The organism is Nocardia aegles, from assembly GCF_052545135.1.
This window is the reverse complement of record NZ_JBQWRI010000016.1, coordinates 19005-33859: the sequence shown is the minus strand read 5'-3', so window position 1 is coordinate 33859 and position 14855 is coordinate 19005. Positions and strand designations below refer to the sequence as shown.

Sequence of the window (14855 nt, the reverse complement as noted above, 5' to 3'; positions counted from 1 at the left end):
CTTTCCAGCGGCCCCTTGTGGTCGTAGTCGCGCCGCTGCCGTATCGCCCGATCGGCGGGTCTGCCGAATCGAAAAAGATGGTCGCCGCCACCGATGAATTCCCGGACAACTGGCGGTCCGCACGAAAGGTTCCACCCCGATGGCTCGCAAATCCTGGCTTTCGCCGCGTCGACGCTACAGCGCCGTTGCTCTGGCCGCCCTCGCGGCGGTCGCGCTGACCGCGTGCGGCGGTGGAGCCAGCGACACGGTCGGGGGAGGCGCTTCCGACGGCAGCGGCGGCACCCTGAACCTCTACGCCTACGCCGTGCCGAAGCCCGGCTTCGACAAGGTGATCCCGGCGTTCAACAAGACCGAACAGGGCAAGGGCGTCCAGATCCAGCAGTCCTACGGCGCCTCCGGCGACCAGTCCCGCAAGGTGAAGGACGGCGCCGAGGCCGACGTGGTGAACTTCTCGGTCGAGCCGGACATCACCCGCCTCGTCGACGCGGGGCTGGTGGACGCGAGCTGGAACGCCGACGCCACCAAAGGCATCCCGTTCGGCTCGGTGGTCGCGATCGTCGTGCGCAAGGGCAACCCGAAGGGCATCAAGGATTGGGACGACCTGCTGAAGCCGGGCGTCGAGGTGGTCACGCCGAACCCGTTCAGCTCCGGTTCGGCCAAGTGGAATCTGCTCGCGCCGTACGCGGCGAAGAGCGACGGCGGCAAGAACCCGCAGGCGGGCCTGGACTACCTGAGCAAGCTGGTCTCCAAGGAGCACGTGAAGGTGCAGCCCAAGTCCGGCCGCGAGGCGACCGAGACCTTCCTGCAGGGCACCGGTGACGTCCTGCTGAGCTACGAGAACGAGGCGATCTTCTCCGAGCGCAACGGCGATCAGATCGAGCACTTCGTCCCGCCGGTCACGTTCAAGATCGAGAACCCGGTCGCGGTGCTGAAGAACAGCAAGAACCAGCAGAAGGCCGTCGCCTTCCGCGACTTCCTGTTCACCACCGAGGGGCAGAAGGCCTGGGCCGCCGCCGGTTTCCGCCCGGTCGATCCGAAGGTCGCCGCCGACTACGCCAAGGACTTCCCGACCCCGCAGAAGCTGTGGACGATCGCCGACCTCGGCGGCTGGAAGACCGTGGACAAGGAACTGTTCACCCCGAACACCGGCTCGGTCGCGGTGATCTACGACCAGGCGACCAAGTAACGGGTGACCCCCGTTACACGCGATACTGGACGATTGTGATTACGAGCAGTAACGCCGGGACCGCGCAGGCAGACGGTCCCGGCGTCCCCGAACCCGCGCGCCGGGAACGCCGCTGGAACTGGTCGTGGCTGCGCGTGACCGGCTCGGTGGGCCCGCTCGGCATCGCCACCGCGGTGCTGTGGCTGAGCATCATCGTGCTGTTGCCGCTGGCGGCGCTCACCGTGACGAGCTTCGAGGACGGGTGGTCCGGTTTCTGGGACGCCGTCACCGCGCCCGCCGCGCTGGACTCGCTGCGCATCACGGTGCTGGTCTCGGTGGTGGTGGCGGTGATCAACGTGGTGATGGGCACGCTGATCGCCTGGGTGCTGGTCCGCGACCGGTTTCCCGGCAAAGGTGTGGTCAACGCGCTGATCGACTTGCCGTTCGCGCTGCCGACCATCGTCGCCAGTATCGTGCTGCTCGCGCTGTACGGTCCGCAGAGTCCGATCGACGTGCATTTGAACGCCACCCAGCCGGGCTTGGTGGTCGCGTTGGCGTTCGTCACGCTGCCGTTCGTGGTGCGTTCGGTGCAGCCGGTGCTGATCGAGGCCGACCGCGAGGTGGAGCAGGCCGCGCTCTCGCTGGGCGCGAACAACTGGACCACGTTCCGCAGGATCGTGCTGCCCGCGCTGACGCCCGCGATCATCAGCGGCGGCGGACTGGCCTTCGCCCGTGCGATCGGCGAGTACGGTTCGGTGGTGCTGATCGGCGGCGCGATCCCGCGCAAGACCGAGATGGCCTCCCAGTACATCCAGAAGCAGATCGAGATCGATCGGCCGGTGAACGCGGCGGCCGTGTCGGTCGCGCTGCTGGCCATCTCGTTCGCGACGCTGCTGGTCCTGCGACTGCTCGCCGAACGCAGCGCGCGCAAGGAGCAGGCGACCCGATGACACACGATCGCGCACAGCGCCTCGCGTCGCCGGGGTGCGGGAACTCACCTGGGACGGAGCGGGGTAGATGAAACTGCATCCGCTGACTCGGATCTCGTTGCGGACGGTGGCGCTCGGCTACTTGTTCGTGCTGCTGCTCCTGCCGCTGATCATCATTCTGTGGCGCACGTTCGAGCGGGGGATCGGCGCGTTCATCGACTCGATCACCACGCCTGCGGCGGTCTCGGCGTTCCAGCTCTCCCTGCTGATCGTCGCGATCACCGTCCCGGTGAACGTGGTGTTCGGCATCGTGACGGCGCTCGCACTGGTGCGTGGAAAGTTCCCGGGCCGCAATCTGGTTCAGGGCATCGTCGACCTGCCGTTCGCGGTCTCGCCCGTGGTGGTCGGCGTCTCGCTGATCCTGCTCTGGGGCGCGGGCGGCTGGTTCGGCGGCCTGGAAGACGTGGGCTTCAAGGTCATCTTCAACCTGCCGGGCATGGTGATCGCCACCATCTTCGTCACACTGCCGTTCGTGGTGCGCGAAGTCGAGCCGGTGCTGCACGAGATCGGCGACGACCAGGAACAGGCCGCGGCCACCCTGGGCGCGTCGAAGTGGCAGACCTTCTGGCGGATCACGCTTCCCGCGATCCGCTGGGGCCTGACCTACGGCGTGGTGCTCACGGTGGCCCGCGCGCTCGGCGAGTTCGGCGCCGTGATCATGGTGTCCTCCGCGCTGCCCGGCAAGTCGCAGACGCTGACGCTGCTCGTGCACGGCCGGTACATCAACGACCACAACACCTTCGGCGCCTACTCCGCCGCGACCTTGCTGATGGGCATCGCGCTCGTCACCCTTCTGCTGATGACCCTCCTCGAACGTAAGCGGGGCACAAAGTGATCACCGTGACCAACGCGAACAAGAACTACGGTACGTTCGCGGCCCTCGACGACGTCAGCCTGGAGATACCCTCCGGCGAGCTCACCGCGTTGCTGGGTCCGTCGGGCTCGGGAAAGTCGACGCTACTGCGCTCGATCGCCGGACTGGAGTCGCTGGACTCCGGCGTGGTCAGCATCGCAGGGCGCGATGTCACCCGGGTGCCGCCGCAGAAGCGCGACATCGGCTTCGTGTTCCAGCACTACGCGGCGTTCAAGCACATGACCGTACGCGACAATGTGGCGTTCGGCCTGAAGATCCGCAAGCGCCCGAAGAACGAGATCGACAAGCGCGTCGACGAATTGCTCGGCATCGTGGGACTGGACGGCTTCCAGCACCGCTACCCGGCTCAGCTGTCGGGCGGCCAGCGCCAGCGTATGGCGCTGGCTCGAGCGCTCGCCGTCGATCCGCAGGTGCTGCTGCTCGACGAGCCGTTCGGCGCGCTGGACGCAAAGGTCCGCGCCGACCTGCGGACCTGGCTGCGCAGACTGCACGAGGAGGTCCACGTGACCACCGTGCTGGTCACCCACGATCAGGAGGAAGCGCTCGACGTCGCCGACCGGATCGCGGTGATGAACGCCGGCCGCATCGAACAGATCGGCACTCCGGAGGACGTGTACGACCGGCCGGCCAACGAGTTCGTCATGTCGTTCCTCGGCGCGGTGGCCCGGCTCAACGGACACCTGGTGCGGCCACATGACATTCGCGTCGGCCGGGACCCCGGCATGGCGCTGGCCGAGCACGAGGGCACCGCCGACTCCGCGGGCGTCACCAGGGCGACGGTCGAGCGCGTGGTGCGTCTCGGCTTCGAGGTGCGCGTGGAGTTGCGCAACGCCGCAACCGGCGACCTGTTCGCCGCGCAGGTCACCCGCGGTGACGCCGAAGCGCTGCGGCTGTCGGGCGGTGAGACGGTCTACGTCCGCGCCACTCGCATCCCGGAATTGCCTGCCCACTGAACGATTCGGTGGCCGATCGCATACCCGGTCGGCCCGCGGGAGTGTAGCGCCGAGAAGTTGCTGCGCTCCCGGCATCGCCGTGGCCACTGCCGTCCCGCCGCGCCGCGCAACGGTTGCCGGCGGCGCGGTCGGTCGCGCGCTGGTAGGACGGCTGTAACCACATCAGACCGACTCGGACCGGTGCCCGTAACTGTCCACGATCGCCGCCGTCCCGCTGCGCCGGACAATTGGCTAATTGTCGGCATCGCACTGTTTGGATCCGTCAAGGAAAGTCTCCCCATGTGGAGCGCTATCGCCAGCTGAGGTGCGGACCGGTGATCGGAATCCGGCAAACTCCCACCGGGCACGATCTATCCTCGCGTGTCGCAAGGAAATCCGACTGGACGGCATGTGTAGCGCTGGTCGGCCAGGTGAGGGCGCCGAAGCTCGCGGGAACGAGTTCGGCGGGGCACAGGCGGCGTGCGGACAATCGGTTGTCCGGACTTGGCACGAAGATCACGGAGTGGTTGCCTAAACGGCGTTCGAAGCAAATCGGCACGGCGATCGGGTGGATTGCGATGGCGGTTGGTCTCGGGTTGAGCATCGGTACGGTGAACACGGTTTCCGTTCTCGCGGAGGAAGGTTCGGCCAAGGCTCCGCCGGGGCGACGCAAAACGCAGCGGGCGCAGACCATCACGCGCCGCACCACGCTGACCTTCGACAGCACCGGCGTGGCCAGGGTCGGCATGATTCCCCGGCACGGCCGCGCGGTCACCGAATTCGCCGACCTCACGCAGCGTTCCAGCACGTGGGCGCGGGTGGGCAATCGTGCGCTGGCCCCGGCGGATCTCGTCGCGGCGGTGGCGAAGTCTCTGATCGACGAGGTGCGACAGGATCATCCGGACTGCGGAAGCGGGCTCGGCATCGCGGTGACCTATCCGGCCCGCTACGCCGACGAGCAGGTGGACGCGTTGCGCGCCGCGCTGGACGGCGTGGATCTCACGCAGGTGGCGCTGGTGGCCGAACCCGTGGCGGCGGCGGCGTGGCTGGAGGCCGACCGCGGTCCGCTCGTGCCCGGTCTCACCCTCGTCTACGACCTCGGCGGCGCCGGGCTCGATGTCACGTTGGTCCGGGTCGGGGCGGGATGTCCGCGCAATCCGATCGTCGGCGTCTCGCTGCGGTCGACGGAATTCGGTGGACGCGCGTTCGGCGCGTTGATCGCCGCGCACGCCCGACCGGGGCTGCCCGCTTCGTCGGTCACCGAATCCGTCGCGGACACCATCGCAGGCGAACTGCGCGTCCGGCATGTGCGGGAATCGCTCGAACTCGTCTACCGCTGCTTGCGGGTCGCGGACGTCACCATGGCCGACGTCGACCGCGTCCTGGTGGTGGGCGGGGCGGCGCGACCGGCCGAGGTGGCCCAGGTCCTGGCCGCGGAGCTGGCCCGGCCGGTGATCGCCGCCGCGGATCCGGAGCGGACCACCGCGGACGGCGCCGCGATCCTCGGGCGGAGGGCGGCGGCCGCGGCGGAGGCGGCGGCCGAATTGCGCCGGGTTCGTCGTCGGCGGGTTCGTCGTCGTGCCGCTACGCGGGCCCTGATGTTGTCGCGCCGGACCAGGCGCCGATTGGGCCGGGTGGTTGTCGTCACGAGTATGTCGGCAGCGTGGGGTTTCGGAACCTCGATCCTTGCGGTCGGTGACGGGGTGCTGGTGAGTTAGGCCCCGGAGCCGGCCGCGATGAACAAGGGCCGTCCGGCGGTGCGCGTGATGAGGGCGCCATCGCCGGACGGCCCTAGCAACTGCTGGGTTGACGTTACTCTCCGTTGGTGTAACCATGGGATACAGTTAAATAGTCCTATCGAGGAGAGGCGGTGACGACGATGTCCGCAGCCGTGACACCAGCTGTCGATCCCGATCTGAAGAAGGCGCAGGAGTACGCCGCGAAGCTGCTGCTGCTCTCCGAGGGATCGGTCGACAAGCACTTCGATCCGTTCGAGGACATCGACTGGGACGATCCGGACTTCGCCGCCGACGCGGGGGAAGAGCGCTGGATCCTGCCCGTGTCCGCCGACACGATGGCCCGCCACCCCTGGTACCAGGCGCTGTCGACCGAGCGGAAGATCGCGATAGGCAAGTACCGGCAGGCGAATATCGCCAAGGTCGGCCTGCAATTCGAGTCGATCCTGATCAGCGGCATGGTCATTTACAACGCCGGCCTGCCCAACGGCTCGCCGGAGTTCCGGTACTGCTCCCACGAGATGATCGAGGAGCACAACCACACTCTGATGTTCCAGGAGATGGTCAACCGGATCGGGCTGGACGTGCCGGGTATGGGCCCGCTGGTCAGCAAGCTCGAGTACGTGGGCGCGGCCGTCGCGGCCCGGTTCCCGAACCTGTTCTTCATGGCGGTGCTGGCCGGTGAGGAGCCGATCGACCACATCCAGAAGCAGATCCTGCGCTCGGGCGACGAGGTGCACCCGATCATGCGCGGCGTGATGGCGATCCACGTCGCCGAAGAGGCGCGGCACATCTCGTTCGCGCACGCGTTCCTGAACAACCATGTGCCGCAGGCGAAACCCGCGCAGAAGTTCATCCTGTCGCTGGCCATGCCGATCGTCATGTGGATCCTCGGTCGCGCGATCGTCACCCCGCCGCGGTCGTTCTTCACGGAGTTCGACATCCCGGAGAAGGTTCGCAAGGAACTGTTCTACGGTTCGAAGGAGGCCAAGCAGGCCTTCAGCGCCTACTTCTGCGACGTGCGCGCCCTGGCCGAGGACATCGGGTTGATGAACCCGGTCGCCAAGGCCGTCTGGAAAGCGCTCGGCATAGACGGCCCGGGTAGCCGGTACCGGTCGGAGCCGCTGCGCGCCGCGAGCGACGCCGCCTGAGTCGGATGCCCTACGTCGTCACCCAATCCTGTTGCAGCGACGCGTCCTGCGTGTACGCCTGCCCGGTGAACTGCATTCATCCCACGCCCGACGAACCGGACTTCCGGACGGCGGAGATGCTGTACGTCGACCCCAAGGCGTGCGTGGACTGCGGCGCCTGTGCCACCGCGTGCCCGGTCGACGCCATCGTGTCAGCGCACAAGCTGACCGCTGAGCAGAAGCCGTTCATCGAGATCAACGCCGATTTCTACCGGCAGGCGCGGCCGCGCCCCCTGCTGGCGCGACCGGTGCCAGCGGCACGGATCCACACCGAACGCACGCCGCTGCGGGTGGCCATAGTCGGCTCGGGGCCGTCGGCGATGTACGCCGCCGACGAACTGCTGACCCAGCCGGACGTGTCGGTGACGGTGTTCGAGCGGCTGCCGCTGCCCTACGGGCTGGCCCGGTACGGTGTCGCGCCGGACCATGACAAGACCCGCGGGGTCGGCGAGCTGTTCGACGTCATCGCGGCGCAGCCGGGGTTCGGTTCGTACTCGAGCGTCGAGGTGGGTGGGCACATTTCGCATACCGAACTGCTCGACCACTTCCACGCCGTGATCTACGCGATCGGCGCGTCGTCGGATCGCACGCTCGGCATCCCGGGTGTGGGCTTGGCGGGCACCGTGTCGGCCACCGACTTCGTCGCCTGGTACAACGGTCATCCGGACTACGCCGACCGTGCCTTCGGCCTGTCCCGCCGACGTGCCGTCATCGTCGGCAACGGCAATGTCGCGCTCGATGTCGCGCGCGTGCTCACCAGCGACGCCGCGGCGCTGACCGGCACCGACATCGCGCCGTACGCGCTGCGGGCGTTGCGCGCGAGCAAGATCGAGGAGGTGGTCGTGCTCGGGCGGCGCGGTCCGCTCGAATCCGCCTTCACCGTGCCGGAATTCGTCGGCCTGCTCGGGTGTGACGTGGACATCGTGATCGAGGGCGAGCTGCCGGAGTGCGGCGCGGAACTGCCCTTCCATGTCGAGCAGAAGCTGCGGCTGCTGCACAGCGTGCGCACCCGGCCGGTGGGGGAGCGCAAGCGCATCGTGTTCCGGTATCGTGCCGCGCCCACCGAGATACTCGGCACCGAGCGGGTGACCGGTCTGGAAATCGGCCGCACCGCGCTGGTCGCCGATTCCGACGGCCGCGTCAGCGCCGTCGCGACCGGGCAGACCGATCGACTGGACGCGGGGCTGGTGCTCACCTCGGTCGGCTACCGCGGTGTCGCGGTGCCCGGCGTGCCGTTCGACGAGCAGGCCGCGGTGATCCCGAACCAGGACGGCCGGGTGCTGGAGCGCGCGGGCGGCCCCGTGGTCACCGGTACTTACGTGACCGGCTGGATCAAGCGCGGGCCTACCGGCTTCATCGGGACCAACAAGTCCTGTGCGCAGGAGACGGTGCGGCAGCTGGCCACCGACTTCAACGCGGGCCGGCTGCCCGAACCCATCGGCACCGCAGCGGAATTGGATCGGCTGGTGCGACTGCGGCAGCCCGCGGTTCGCGCCGGGGGAGCGGTGGAAGCTCGTCCCGGCTGGGTCCGCCGCTTGCTGGCGCGCGCCTGAACGGACTCCGCCTCGAGGTAGCCCGGCCGCGCCGATATCTCGAGGCGGTCCCATGTCCGGAGGTCGCCGTGCGGTGTCGGCGCCCCGAGAGGTGCGGGGCTGGCAAGGATCTGGTTATCTACCAGTCGCGCAGTGCGTTCTTAGTGTGGCAAACCGGCGAAAGGTCGGGTTGTTCACCCGATATCGAGATCGCTGTTCGGTAGCGGGAAGGTCGTTGACTCAGCGAGATTCGTGGTGTCGAGTGGGCTGAACGCACGTACTTACTCGCATTTACCTGGCAATTCGGACGACTATTGCGGCCGGGTTGAACAATCCATATCAATTGCGCATCCATGCGGACGCGAAACAGCTAACCTGTGGTGGCTGTTTGGAAGACGACCGCGGCCACAGGGGAACGCCATGTGCTGGACGTGGTCACGGTGCGTTGACGGGATAGCGAATGACGACAGGTCTGGGTTTCAGCATCGGTGCAGTGAATTCCGTGACGGCTTCGGTCAGCGCGGATCGGCCACGACCGGTGGTGCGATCTCGGCGCACCGCGGTGACCTTCGACAGCGCGGGTGGGCTGCGCCTGGGCGGGATCGCGCAATTCAGCACGGCAGTCACGGATTTCGCCGATCTGAGCCGTGATCCGGAAGCGGTGATCATCGGCGGTCGCATCTGGTCGCCGGCGAATCTGGTCGCCGCGGTGGTCAACGAGCTCAGGGCCCTCGAGCCGGCCGCGTCGGACGCCGGCGTCGTCACCACTTACCCGGCGGTCTATTCCGGCAAGCAGGTCGCGTTGCTGCGCCAGGCACTGGACCTATCCGGGGCGGGAGACGTGCTGCTGGTGCCCGAACCCATCGCGGCGGCGGAGTGGCTGGAGCACGAACACGGCCCGCTGGAGACCGATTTCGTCTTGATCTACGACCTCGGCGGCACCAGCCTCGACGTGAGCATCGTGCGCGTCGGCCCGGACTGGGACAACCATCCGATGATCGGAAAGCCCGCGCGTTCCCACGACTTCGGTGGCCGACCGCTGGGGTCGATGATCGCGCGGTACGCCCCGGACATGTCATCGGCCGGACTGTCGATGACCTCCATCGTCGATATCGACGGATTGCGCACCGCCCATGTGCAGGACTCGCTCCAATTGGTCCGCGATTGTGTGCGTGAGGCGCACATCACGCTGTCCGATATCGGCCGCGTTCTGCTGGTGGGCGGCGCGTCCCGGCCCGCGGAGGTGGCCCGGACGCTCGCCGAACTCGGCCGCCCCGTAGTGATCTCGGCCGATCCCGGTCAGACGATCGCCGCGGGCGCCGCCCTGATGGCGGCGCGCATCACGGCGCTCGGCGCGTCGGACCGCCGATCCCACGCGCCTCGCGTCGCGGTGTTCTCCAGCGCCGCGGTGGTCTCCGCGGTGGCCATGTCGGCGGTCACGGTCTTCGGCGGCCCCACGGTCCCCGAGCCGGCACCGATGCTCGAGCGTCTTCCGGAGATCAGCGTGCCGGCCGACGGTGTGCTGGGCGACCTCGGCGGCGAGCGCCTCGCCGGTGCCCGGTCGGGGATGGTCGTGCCCGCCGCCTGGACCTCGGGGCGGGCGCTCCCCTCGCTCCTCTCGGAGTCGACCTCCAGCTATACCCGATTCATCACGCCGGTTCCGCGCGGCGCCGGTTATGGTCCGTCGGTGGCCGAGTCGCGGATCGGCTCCCACAGTGATCCGCGAAACCGCTGCGTCCCTGGGAACTTGCGCTATCGAGGATATGGCGATCCCGCCTATTTCGTGAATCCACTGCCGTTCGGCCCGGTCCTGCCGCCGGTGCCGGCAGACATCACCCAGCCTCCCGTTCCCGGGCAGGCGCCGGCTGCTGGTCTACCGCTGCCAGGACCGGAGTCGGGGCCGAACCCGCCCGCGCCTGGTCGAATATCCGCTCCGGGCACGCCGGCGGGAGCGCCGGGTCCCACTGGTCCGGCACAGCGGAATGGGTCGAAGCCGGTGGAGCCCGGTGGGACGCCGGGGAACTCCGCGGGAAGTCCGTCGCCCGGAACGTCCGACTCGCCGGGTGCCGGTACGGCATCGGGCGAGCATGTCGAGCCCGCCGCATCGGGTTCGTCCTCGTCCGGAACAGCGAGCGCCGCCGGGTCGTCGTCCGACGGAACATCCACCGGCGAAACGCCGCCCGGGGCAAGCGCTTCGAGCGGTGGTGCGCCGAATGATTCCACCGCGCACGGACCGTCCGACGACTCGCCGGGCGAGTCGACCGGTGGATCGCCGTCGGGAGGGTCGTCCGGGAACTCCACGGCACACGGTGCGTCCCCGGCCGGTTCGGCGGGCAGCTCGTCGTCGGACGGGCCGGCGAGAAAGCCCTCGCCCCATGGCTCGTCCTCGTCGGCCGGCGATTGGTCGACCGGCGGCTCGGCATCGAGCGGGCGTCCGGGCGGCGCGGCGTCGGCGGGTGGCCACCGGGGCGGGAACTCCTCGGGCGCTTCGTCCTCCAGCGGCTCGCCGGGCCGGTCCGGCTCGATCGGCGGGGCGTCGGGAAGCGGGTCGTCCAGAGGAGGCGCCGGTGGTGCGGGCGGAGGCGGAGGGCGAGGTCGATAGCGGCGCCGGTCCGGGCGGCGAATCGTCAGGTGCCGGTGCGGATCTGGGCGCGCCGAATTCGGCGGCGGGGCACGGCGGCGCGGGGGCACAATGGATTGATGGCTGCCGGGGGTCCCCAGCTGATCGCGCTGGACGTGGACGGGACGATGCTGGTTACGGGAACACCGATCAGCGAGCGAGTGGCCGCGGCGGTGCGCGCGGCCGTGTCGGCGGGTGCGCATGTCGTAGTAGCCACCGGACGCACGCTGCTGGCCACCCGTCCGGTGCTCACCGAACTCGGTCTGCGCGAGGGGCATGCCCTGTGCTCGAACGGCGCCGTGCACATCGACGTGGCCAGGGGTGAACCGGTGACGATCCAGTCGTTCGACCCCGCGCCGGCGATCACCGCGTTACGCGCGCTGTTCCCGGCGATGATCTTCGCCGTGGAGAAGGTCGGCATCGGCACCTGGGCCACGGGAGCGAGTCCCGGCGAATTCTCACTCGGCGAATACCTGCTCGTCGATCACCACGCGTTGAGCAGCGAACCGACGCCGCGACTGAACGGCTGGTTGCCGGACGGTTCGCTGGAGGAGATGCTGCTGGCGCTGCGTTCCTTGCGCGTACCGGGTGCGAGCTGGGTGCACGGCGAGTTCGGGCCGTGGCTCACCGTTTCCCGCCAGGGCGTGTCGAAAGGCTGGGCGCTGGAACAACTCCGCACCGCCCTCGGCGTCCCGGAGGAAGCGACGCTGGCCATCGGTGACGGCTACAACGATCGGGACATGCTGCGCTGGGCAGCGCATTCGGTCGCGATGGCGAACGCGCCCTCGGACATTCGCGACCTCGCGGACGAAGTCACCGGCCACGTCCTCGACGACGGCGTCGCCACCGTCCTGGAACGATGGTTTCGTCCCTGACGCTGCGATCGAGCGGGATGCCATCCGGCGCGCCCGGCTACTCGGCCGGCGAGCCGTTGATCAGGTAGTCCAGGTAAGAGCCGGGAATCGGGCACAGTTCCACGCCTTCGGCGTCCACGATGTGCGGCCGGATGGTACCGGTGGGGGTGATCTCGGGGCTTTCGATCAGCACTGTTGTCGTGCCGGGAAGGGCGAGGAACTGCACCGCGAAGGGCATGGCGGTGGCCAGTTCGAGCAGCGTGGTGTAGTACGACGAGCGATGCGCGTGGTCTTCGAAGCACTCGACCGACCAGCCGGAGAAGTCCGGGTCGTCGGTCGCGGCGCGGGCCAGCACCAGCACCGGTGATTCGAGCCCGCACGACGAGACGACCGCCTGCTGGTCTTCGCCGGGAAAGTCCAGACGATCCGCCAAACCGACACCGGCGGCGACTTCGCGCTGGTACCACACATCGCGCAGGGTGCGGTCGACCTGCTCGGTCCAGGTCTGCGCATCGGTGCGTTCGGCGAGCCCCAATGTGCCGTCGTCGCGGCCGCGCACCCGGACCAGATTCCAGCCGATCCGGATCGTCTCGCCGGGCTGGTAGCGCGTGCCTGCCGCGACGGTGGACTCCAGATACGACAGCAGCCAGTTCTCCATGCCGGGCAGTTGCGGCTCGGTGAACTGGACGGTGAACTCGGGATGTCCGTGGCCGGCGCAGGAGGTGGTGCGGAACGACTCGGCCATGTCACATTCCTAGCATGCGGCAACGTCACTCGGACGCTCGCGCCCGGGAGAACGTCCGGTCAGGCCGAGAGCGCGCGCGTATCCGCGATCGCGGCGTGGAAACGATCCAGGACGACGTCGGTGAGCGCCGGATGCGCACCGAGCACATCGGCATGGAGGGCTTCCGGCGCCGTGTGGACGAGGCGATCGGTCAGCAATCCGGGTGCGAGGAACCAGGGAGCGACCAGCACATGGTGCGCGCCGCGAGCGCGCAGTCGCGCGATCGCCTCGGTGACCGACGGTTCGGTGGTCGCGAAGCAGATCTCGGTTCGCCAGCCGGTGCGGGCGGACAGGCGGGTGGCTACCTCGGCGGTCCGGGCGTTGGCCGCCGCCGACGACGATCCGACCGCCGCCACCGCGACGCCGAGGCGCCGATCCGCGAAGGTGTGCCCGGCACCGGCGGCGAGGACGCGGTCGCGCAGCGCACCGACCAGTCCGGCGTCCACACCGAGTACGTCGGCTTGGGTCAGGCGCAACCCGGGATGGCGGGCGCGGGCCGCGGCGAGCAGACCGGGCAGATCGACCCTGGCGTGAAAGGCGCTGCCGAGCAGCAGGGGTGTCACCACCGCATGCGTGTGGCCCTCGGCGGCGACGGCATCCACGACCTGTTCGACCGAGGGGGCGGTGAGATCGAGAAACGCTGTCCGGACGTCCAGGTCCGGCCGAGCGGCGGCGACGGCGCCGACCACCTCCGCGACGGTGGCCGCCGACCGCGGATCGCGGCTGCCGTGGGCCACCGCGATCAGCGCAGTCGCGCGCGCCGCGCTCCCGCCGAGTGCGGCCGGATGGCCGACCCGGGAACTCGCGGACCCCGAACGGCCCGCCGGGGCGACGGCGCCCAGGACCGGCGGGGCGCCGAACAGGGCTCGCGACACCGCCACCTCAGGCCCCGGTACCGACTTCGACGGCGGTCAGCACGTCGCCGACCAGACCGGCCGCCAGCGTGTTGCCGCCCGCCGGGTCGATCAGCAGGAAGCTGCCGGTGTGCCGGTTCTGCCGGTAGTCGTCGGCCGCGATGGGCTCGGCGACCCGCACCGAGATGCGCCCGATGTCGTTGAGCTCCAGCGAGGCGGGGTCGGGGTCGGCCGCGAGGCGCTGCTCGTCGAAGCGCTCCAGCAGGGTGCCGACGATGGCCTGGGTGGTCCGGGTGCCGTGCTTGAGCAGCAGTCGCGCGCCGGGACGCAGCGGCTTGTCGCCCAGCCAGCACACGGTGGCGTCGAAGGCGTCGATCGGCTCGGGCGCGTCGGCGACCGAGGCGATGATGTCGCCCCGCGAGATGTCGACGTCGTCGGCCAGGATGAGCGTGACACTGCGTCCGGTCTGCGCCACCGCGAGTTCGCCATCGGGGGTGTCGATGCGCTCCACGGTGGTGCGGATGCCCGACGGCAGCACCACGACCTCGTCGCCGGGAGCGACCGCGCCCGCGGCGATCTGTCCCGCGTAGCCACGGTAGTCGGGGTATTCGGCGGTGCGCGGCCGGATCACGTACTGCACCGGGAACCGCAGGCCCAGTTGGTGATCGCCGGTGCTGTCGGCGTCGACCGGTACCGATTCCAGGTGCTCGATCAGCGACGGACCGTCGTAATAGGGGGTGTTGTCCGACCGGGTGGCGATGTTGTCGCCGTGCAGCGCCGAGACCGGGATCTCGAGCACGTCCGCACTCGACCAGCCCAGCGTCGCGGTGAGCTCGTTGAACTCCGCGGAGATGGCGGCGAACACGGCCGCGGCGTCGTCCACCAGATCGATCTTGTTCACCGCGAGCACCAGTTTCGGCACACCGAGCAGCGCGAGCACGGCGGCGTGCCTGCGGGTCTGCTCGATGACGCCCTTGCGGGCGTCGACGAGCAGGATCACCAGTTGCGCGGTGGACGCGCCGGACACGGTGTTGCGGGTGTACTGCACGTGCCCGGGGGTGTCCGCGAGCACGAAAGAGCGGCGCGGAGTAGCGAAGTAGCGGTAGGCGACATCGATGGTGATGCCCTGCTCGCGTTCCGCGCGCAACCCGTCCACGAGCAGCGAGAGATCCGGAGTGGCGAGACCTTTGTCCACCGACGCGCGGGTGACGGCGTCGATCTGGTCGGCCAGAACGGATTTCGTGTCGTAGAGCAGGCGTCCGACCAGAGTGGACTTGCCGTCGTCGACAGAACCGGCGGTGGCCAGCCTCAATAGGTCGGACATG

The 14855-nt window shown here is 69.1% G+C and carries 12 protein-coding genes; 9 read left to right on the top strand and 3 right to left on the bottom strand.

What is annotated here, in order from left to right; translation table 11 throughout:
* The first annotated feature begins 139 nt into the window (after positions 1–139).
* From ACT89H_RS28045 to ACT89H_RS28005, 9 genes are all read left to right on the top strand, one after another.
* Entirely contained in the window at positions 140–1186 is a 1047-nt protein-coding gene (locus tag ACT89H_RS28045; RefSeq protein WP_445111670.1) for a sulfate ABC transporter substrate-binding protein, read from the top strand.
* Positions 1187–1314: 128 nt separating this feature from the next.
* Positions 1315–2115 carry a sulfate ABC transporter permease subunit CysT gene (gene cysT, locus ACT89H_RS28040; RefSeq protein WP_445111704.1) on the top strand — a complete coding sequence of 267 codons (801 nt, stop codon included), beginning with the start codon at positions 1315–1317 and terminating at the stop codon, positions 2113–2115.
* A gap of 67 nt (positions 2116–2182) precedes the next feature.
* A complete protein-coding gene (gene cysW, locus ACT89H_RS28035) occupies positions 2183–2989 on the top strand; it encodes a sulfate ABC transporter permease subunit CysW (RefSeq protein ID WP_445111669.1) in 807 nt (268 codons plus the stop codon).
* Positions 2986–3981 (top strand): sulfate/molybdate ABC transporter ATP-binding protein, encoded by a 996-nt coding sequence (locus ACT89H_RS28030; RefSeq protein WP_445111668.1) that lies wholly within the window; start codon positions 2986–2988, stop codon positions 3979–3981. Before cysW ends, ACT89H_RS28030 begins: the two co-directional genes overlap by 4 nt.
* Before the next feature lie 590 nt (positions 3982–4571).
* Complete coding sequence (locus ACT89H_RS28025) at positions 4572–5678, top strand: Hsp70 family protein (protein WP_445111667.1); 1107 nt, start codon at positions 4572–4574, stop codon at positions 5676–5678.
* Positions 5679–5839: 161 nt separating this feature from the next.
* Positions 5840–6847 (top strand): AurF N-oxygenase family protein, encoded by a 1008-nt coding sequence (locus tag ACT89H_RS28020; RefSeq protein ID WP_445111703.1) that lies wholly within the window; start codon positions 5840–5842, stop codon positions 6845–6847.
* 5 nt (positions 6848–6852) lie between these two features.
* Complete coding sequence (locus ACT89H_RS28015; protein ID WP_445111666.1) at positions 6853–8439, top strand: FAD-dependent oxidoreductase; 1587 nt, start codon at positions 6853–6855, stop codon at positions 8437–8439.
* A 472-nt stretch (positions 8440–8911) separates the two neighbouring features.
* Positions 8912–11020 (top strand): Hsp70 family protein, encoded by a 2109-nt coding sequence (locus ACT89H_RS28010; protein ID WP_445111665.1) that lies wholly within the window; start codon positions 8912–8914, stop codon positions 11018–11020.
* Positions 11021–11118: 98 nt separating this feature from the next.
* The gene (locus tag ACT89H_RS28005) at positions 11119–11913 is read left to right on the top strand and encodes an HAD family hydrolase (protein WP_445111664.1); all 795 of its coding nucleotides are present in this window, start codon (positions 11119–11121) and stop codon (positions 11911–11913) included.
* Positions 11914–11950: 37 nt separating this feature from the next.
* Here ACT89H_RS28005 and ACT89H_RS28000 read toward each other — a convergent pair whose 3' ends face one another.
* From ACT89H_RS28000 to ACT89H_RS27990, 3 genes are all read right to left on the bottom strand, one after another.
* Positions 11951–12637 carry a hypothetical protein gene (locus ACT89H_RS28000; RefSeq protein ID WP_445111663.1) on the bottom strand — a complete coding sequence of 229 codons (687 nt, stop codon included), beginning with the start codon at positions 12635–12637 and terminating at the stop codon, positions 11951–11953.
* Between the two features lie 59 nt (positions 12638–12696).
* The gene (locus ACT89H_RS27995) at positions 12697–13422 is read right to left on the bottom strand and encodes a sirohydrochlorin chelatase (RefSeq protein WP_445111702.1); all 726 of its coding nucleotides are present in this window, start codon (positions 13420–13422) and stop codon (positions 12697–12699) included.
* A 136-nt stretch (positions 13423–13558) separates the two neighbouring features.
* Complete coding sequence (locus tag ACT89H_RS27990) at positions 13559–14854, bottom strand: sulfate adenylyltransferase subunit 1 (RefSeq protein ID WP_445111662.1); 1296 nt, start codon at positions 14852–14854, stop codon at positions 13559–13561.
* Position 14855: the final 1 nt, after the last annotated feature.

Coding starts and splice junctions, on each gene's coding strand:
- ACT89H_RS28045 (WP_445111670.1), top strand. CDS start 140: ATGGCTCGCAAATCCTGGCTTTCGCCGCGTCGACGCTACAGCGCCGTT.
- cysW (WP_445111669.1), top strand. CDS start 2,183: ATGAAACTGCATCCGCTGACTCGGATCTCGTTGCGGACGGTGGCGCTC.
- ACT89H_RS28020 (WP_445111703.1), top strand. CDS start 5,840: ATGTCCGCAGCCGTGACACCAGCTGTCGATCCCGATCTGAAGAAGGCG.
- ACT89H_RS28015 (WP_445111666.1), top strand. CDS start 6,853: ATGCCCTACGTCGTCACCCAATCCTGTTGCAGCGACGCGTCCTGCGTG.
- ACT89H_RS28005 (WP_445111664.1), top strand. CDS start 11,119: ATGGCTGCCGGGGGTCCCCAGCTGATCGCGCTGGACGTGGACGGGACG.
- ACT89H_RS28000 (WP_445111663.1), bottom strand. CDS start 12,637: ATGGCCGAGTCGTTCCGCACCACCTCCTGCGCCGGCCACGGACATCCC.
- ACT89H_RS27990 (WP_445111662.1), bottom strand. CDS start 14,854: ATGTCCGACCTATTGAGGCTGGCCACCGCCGGTTCTGTCGACGACGGC.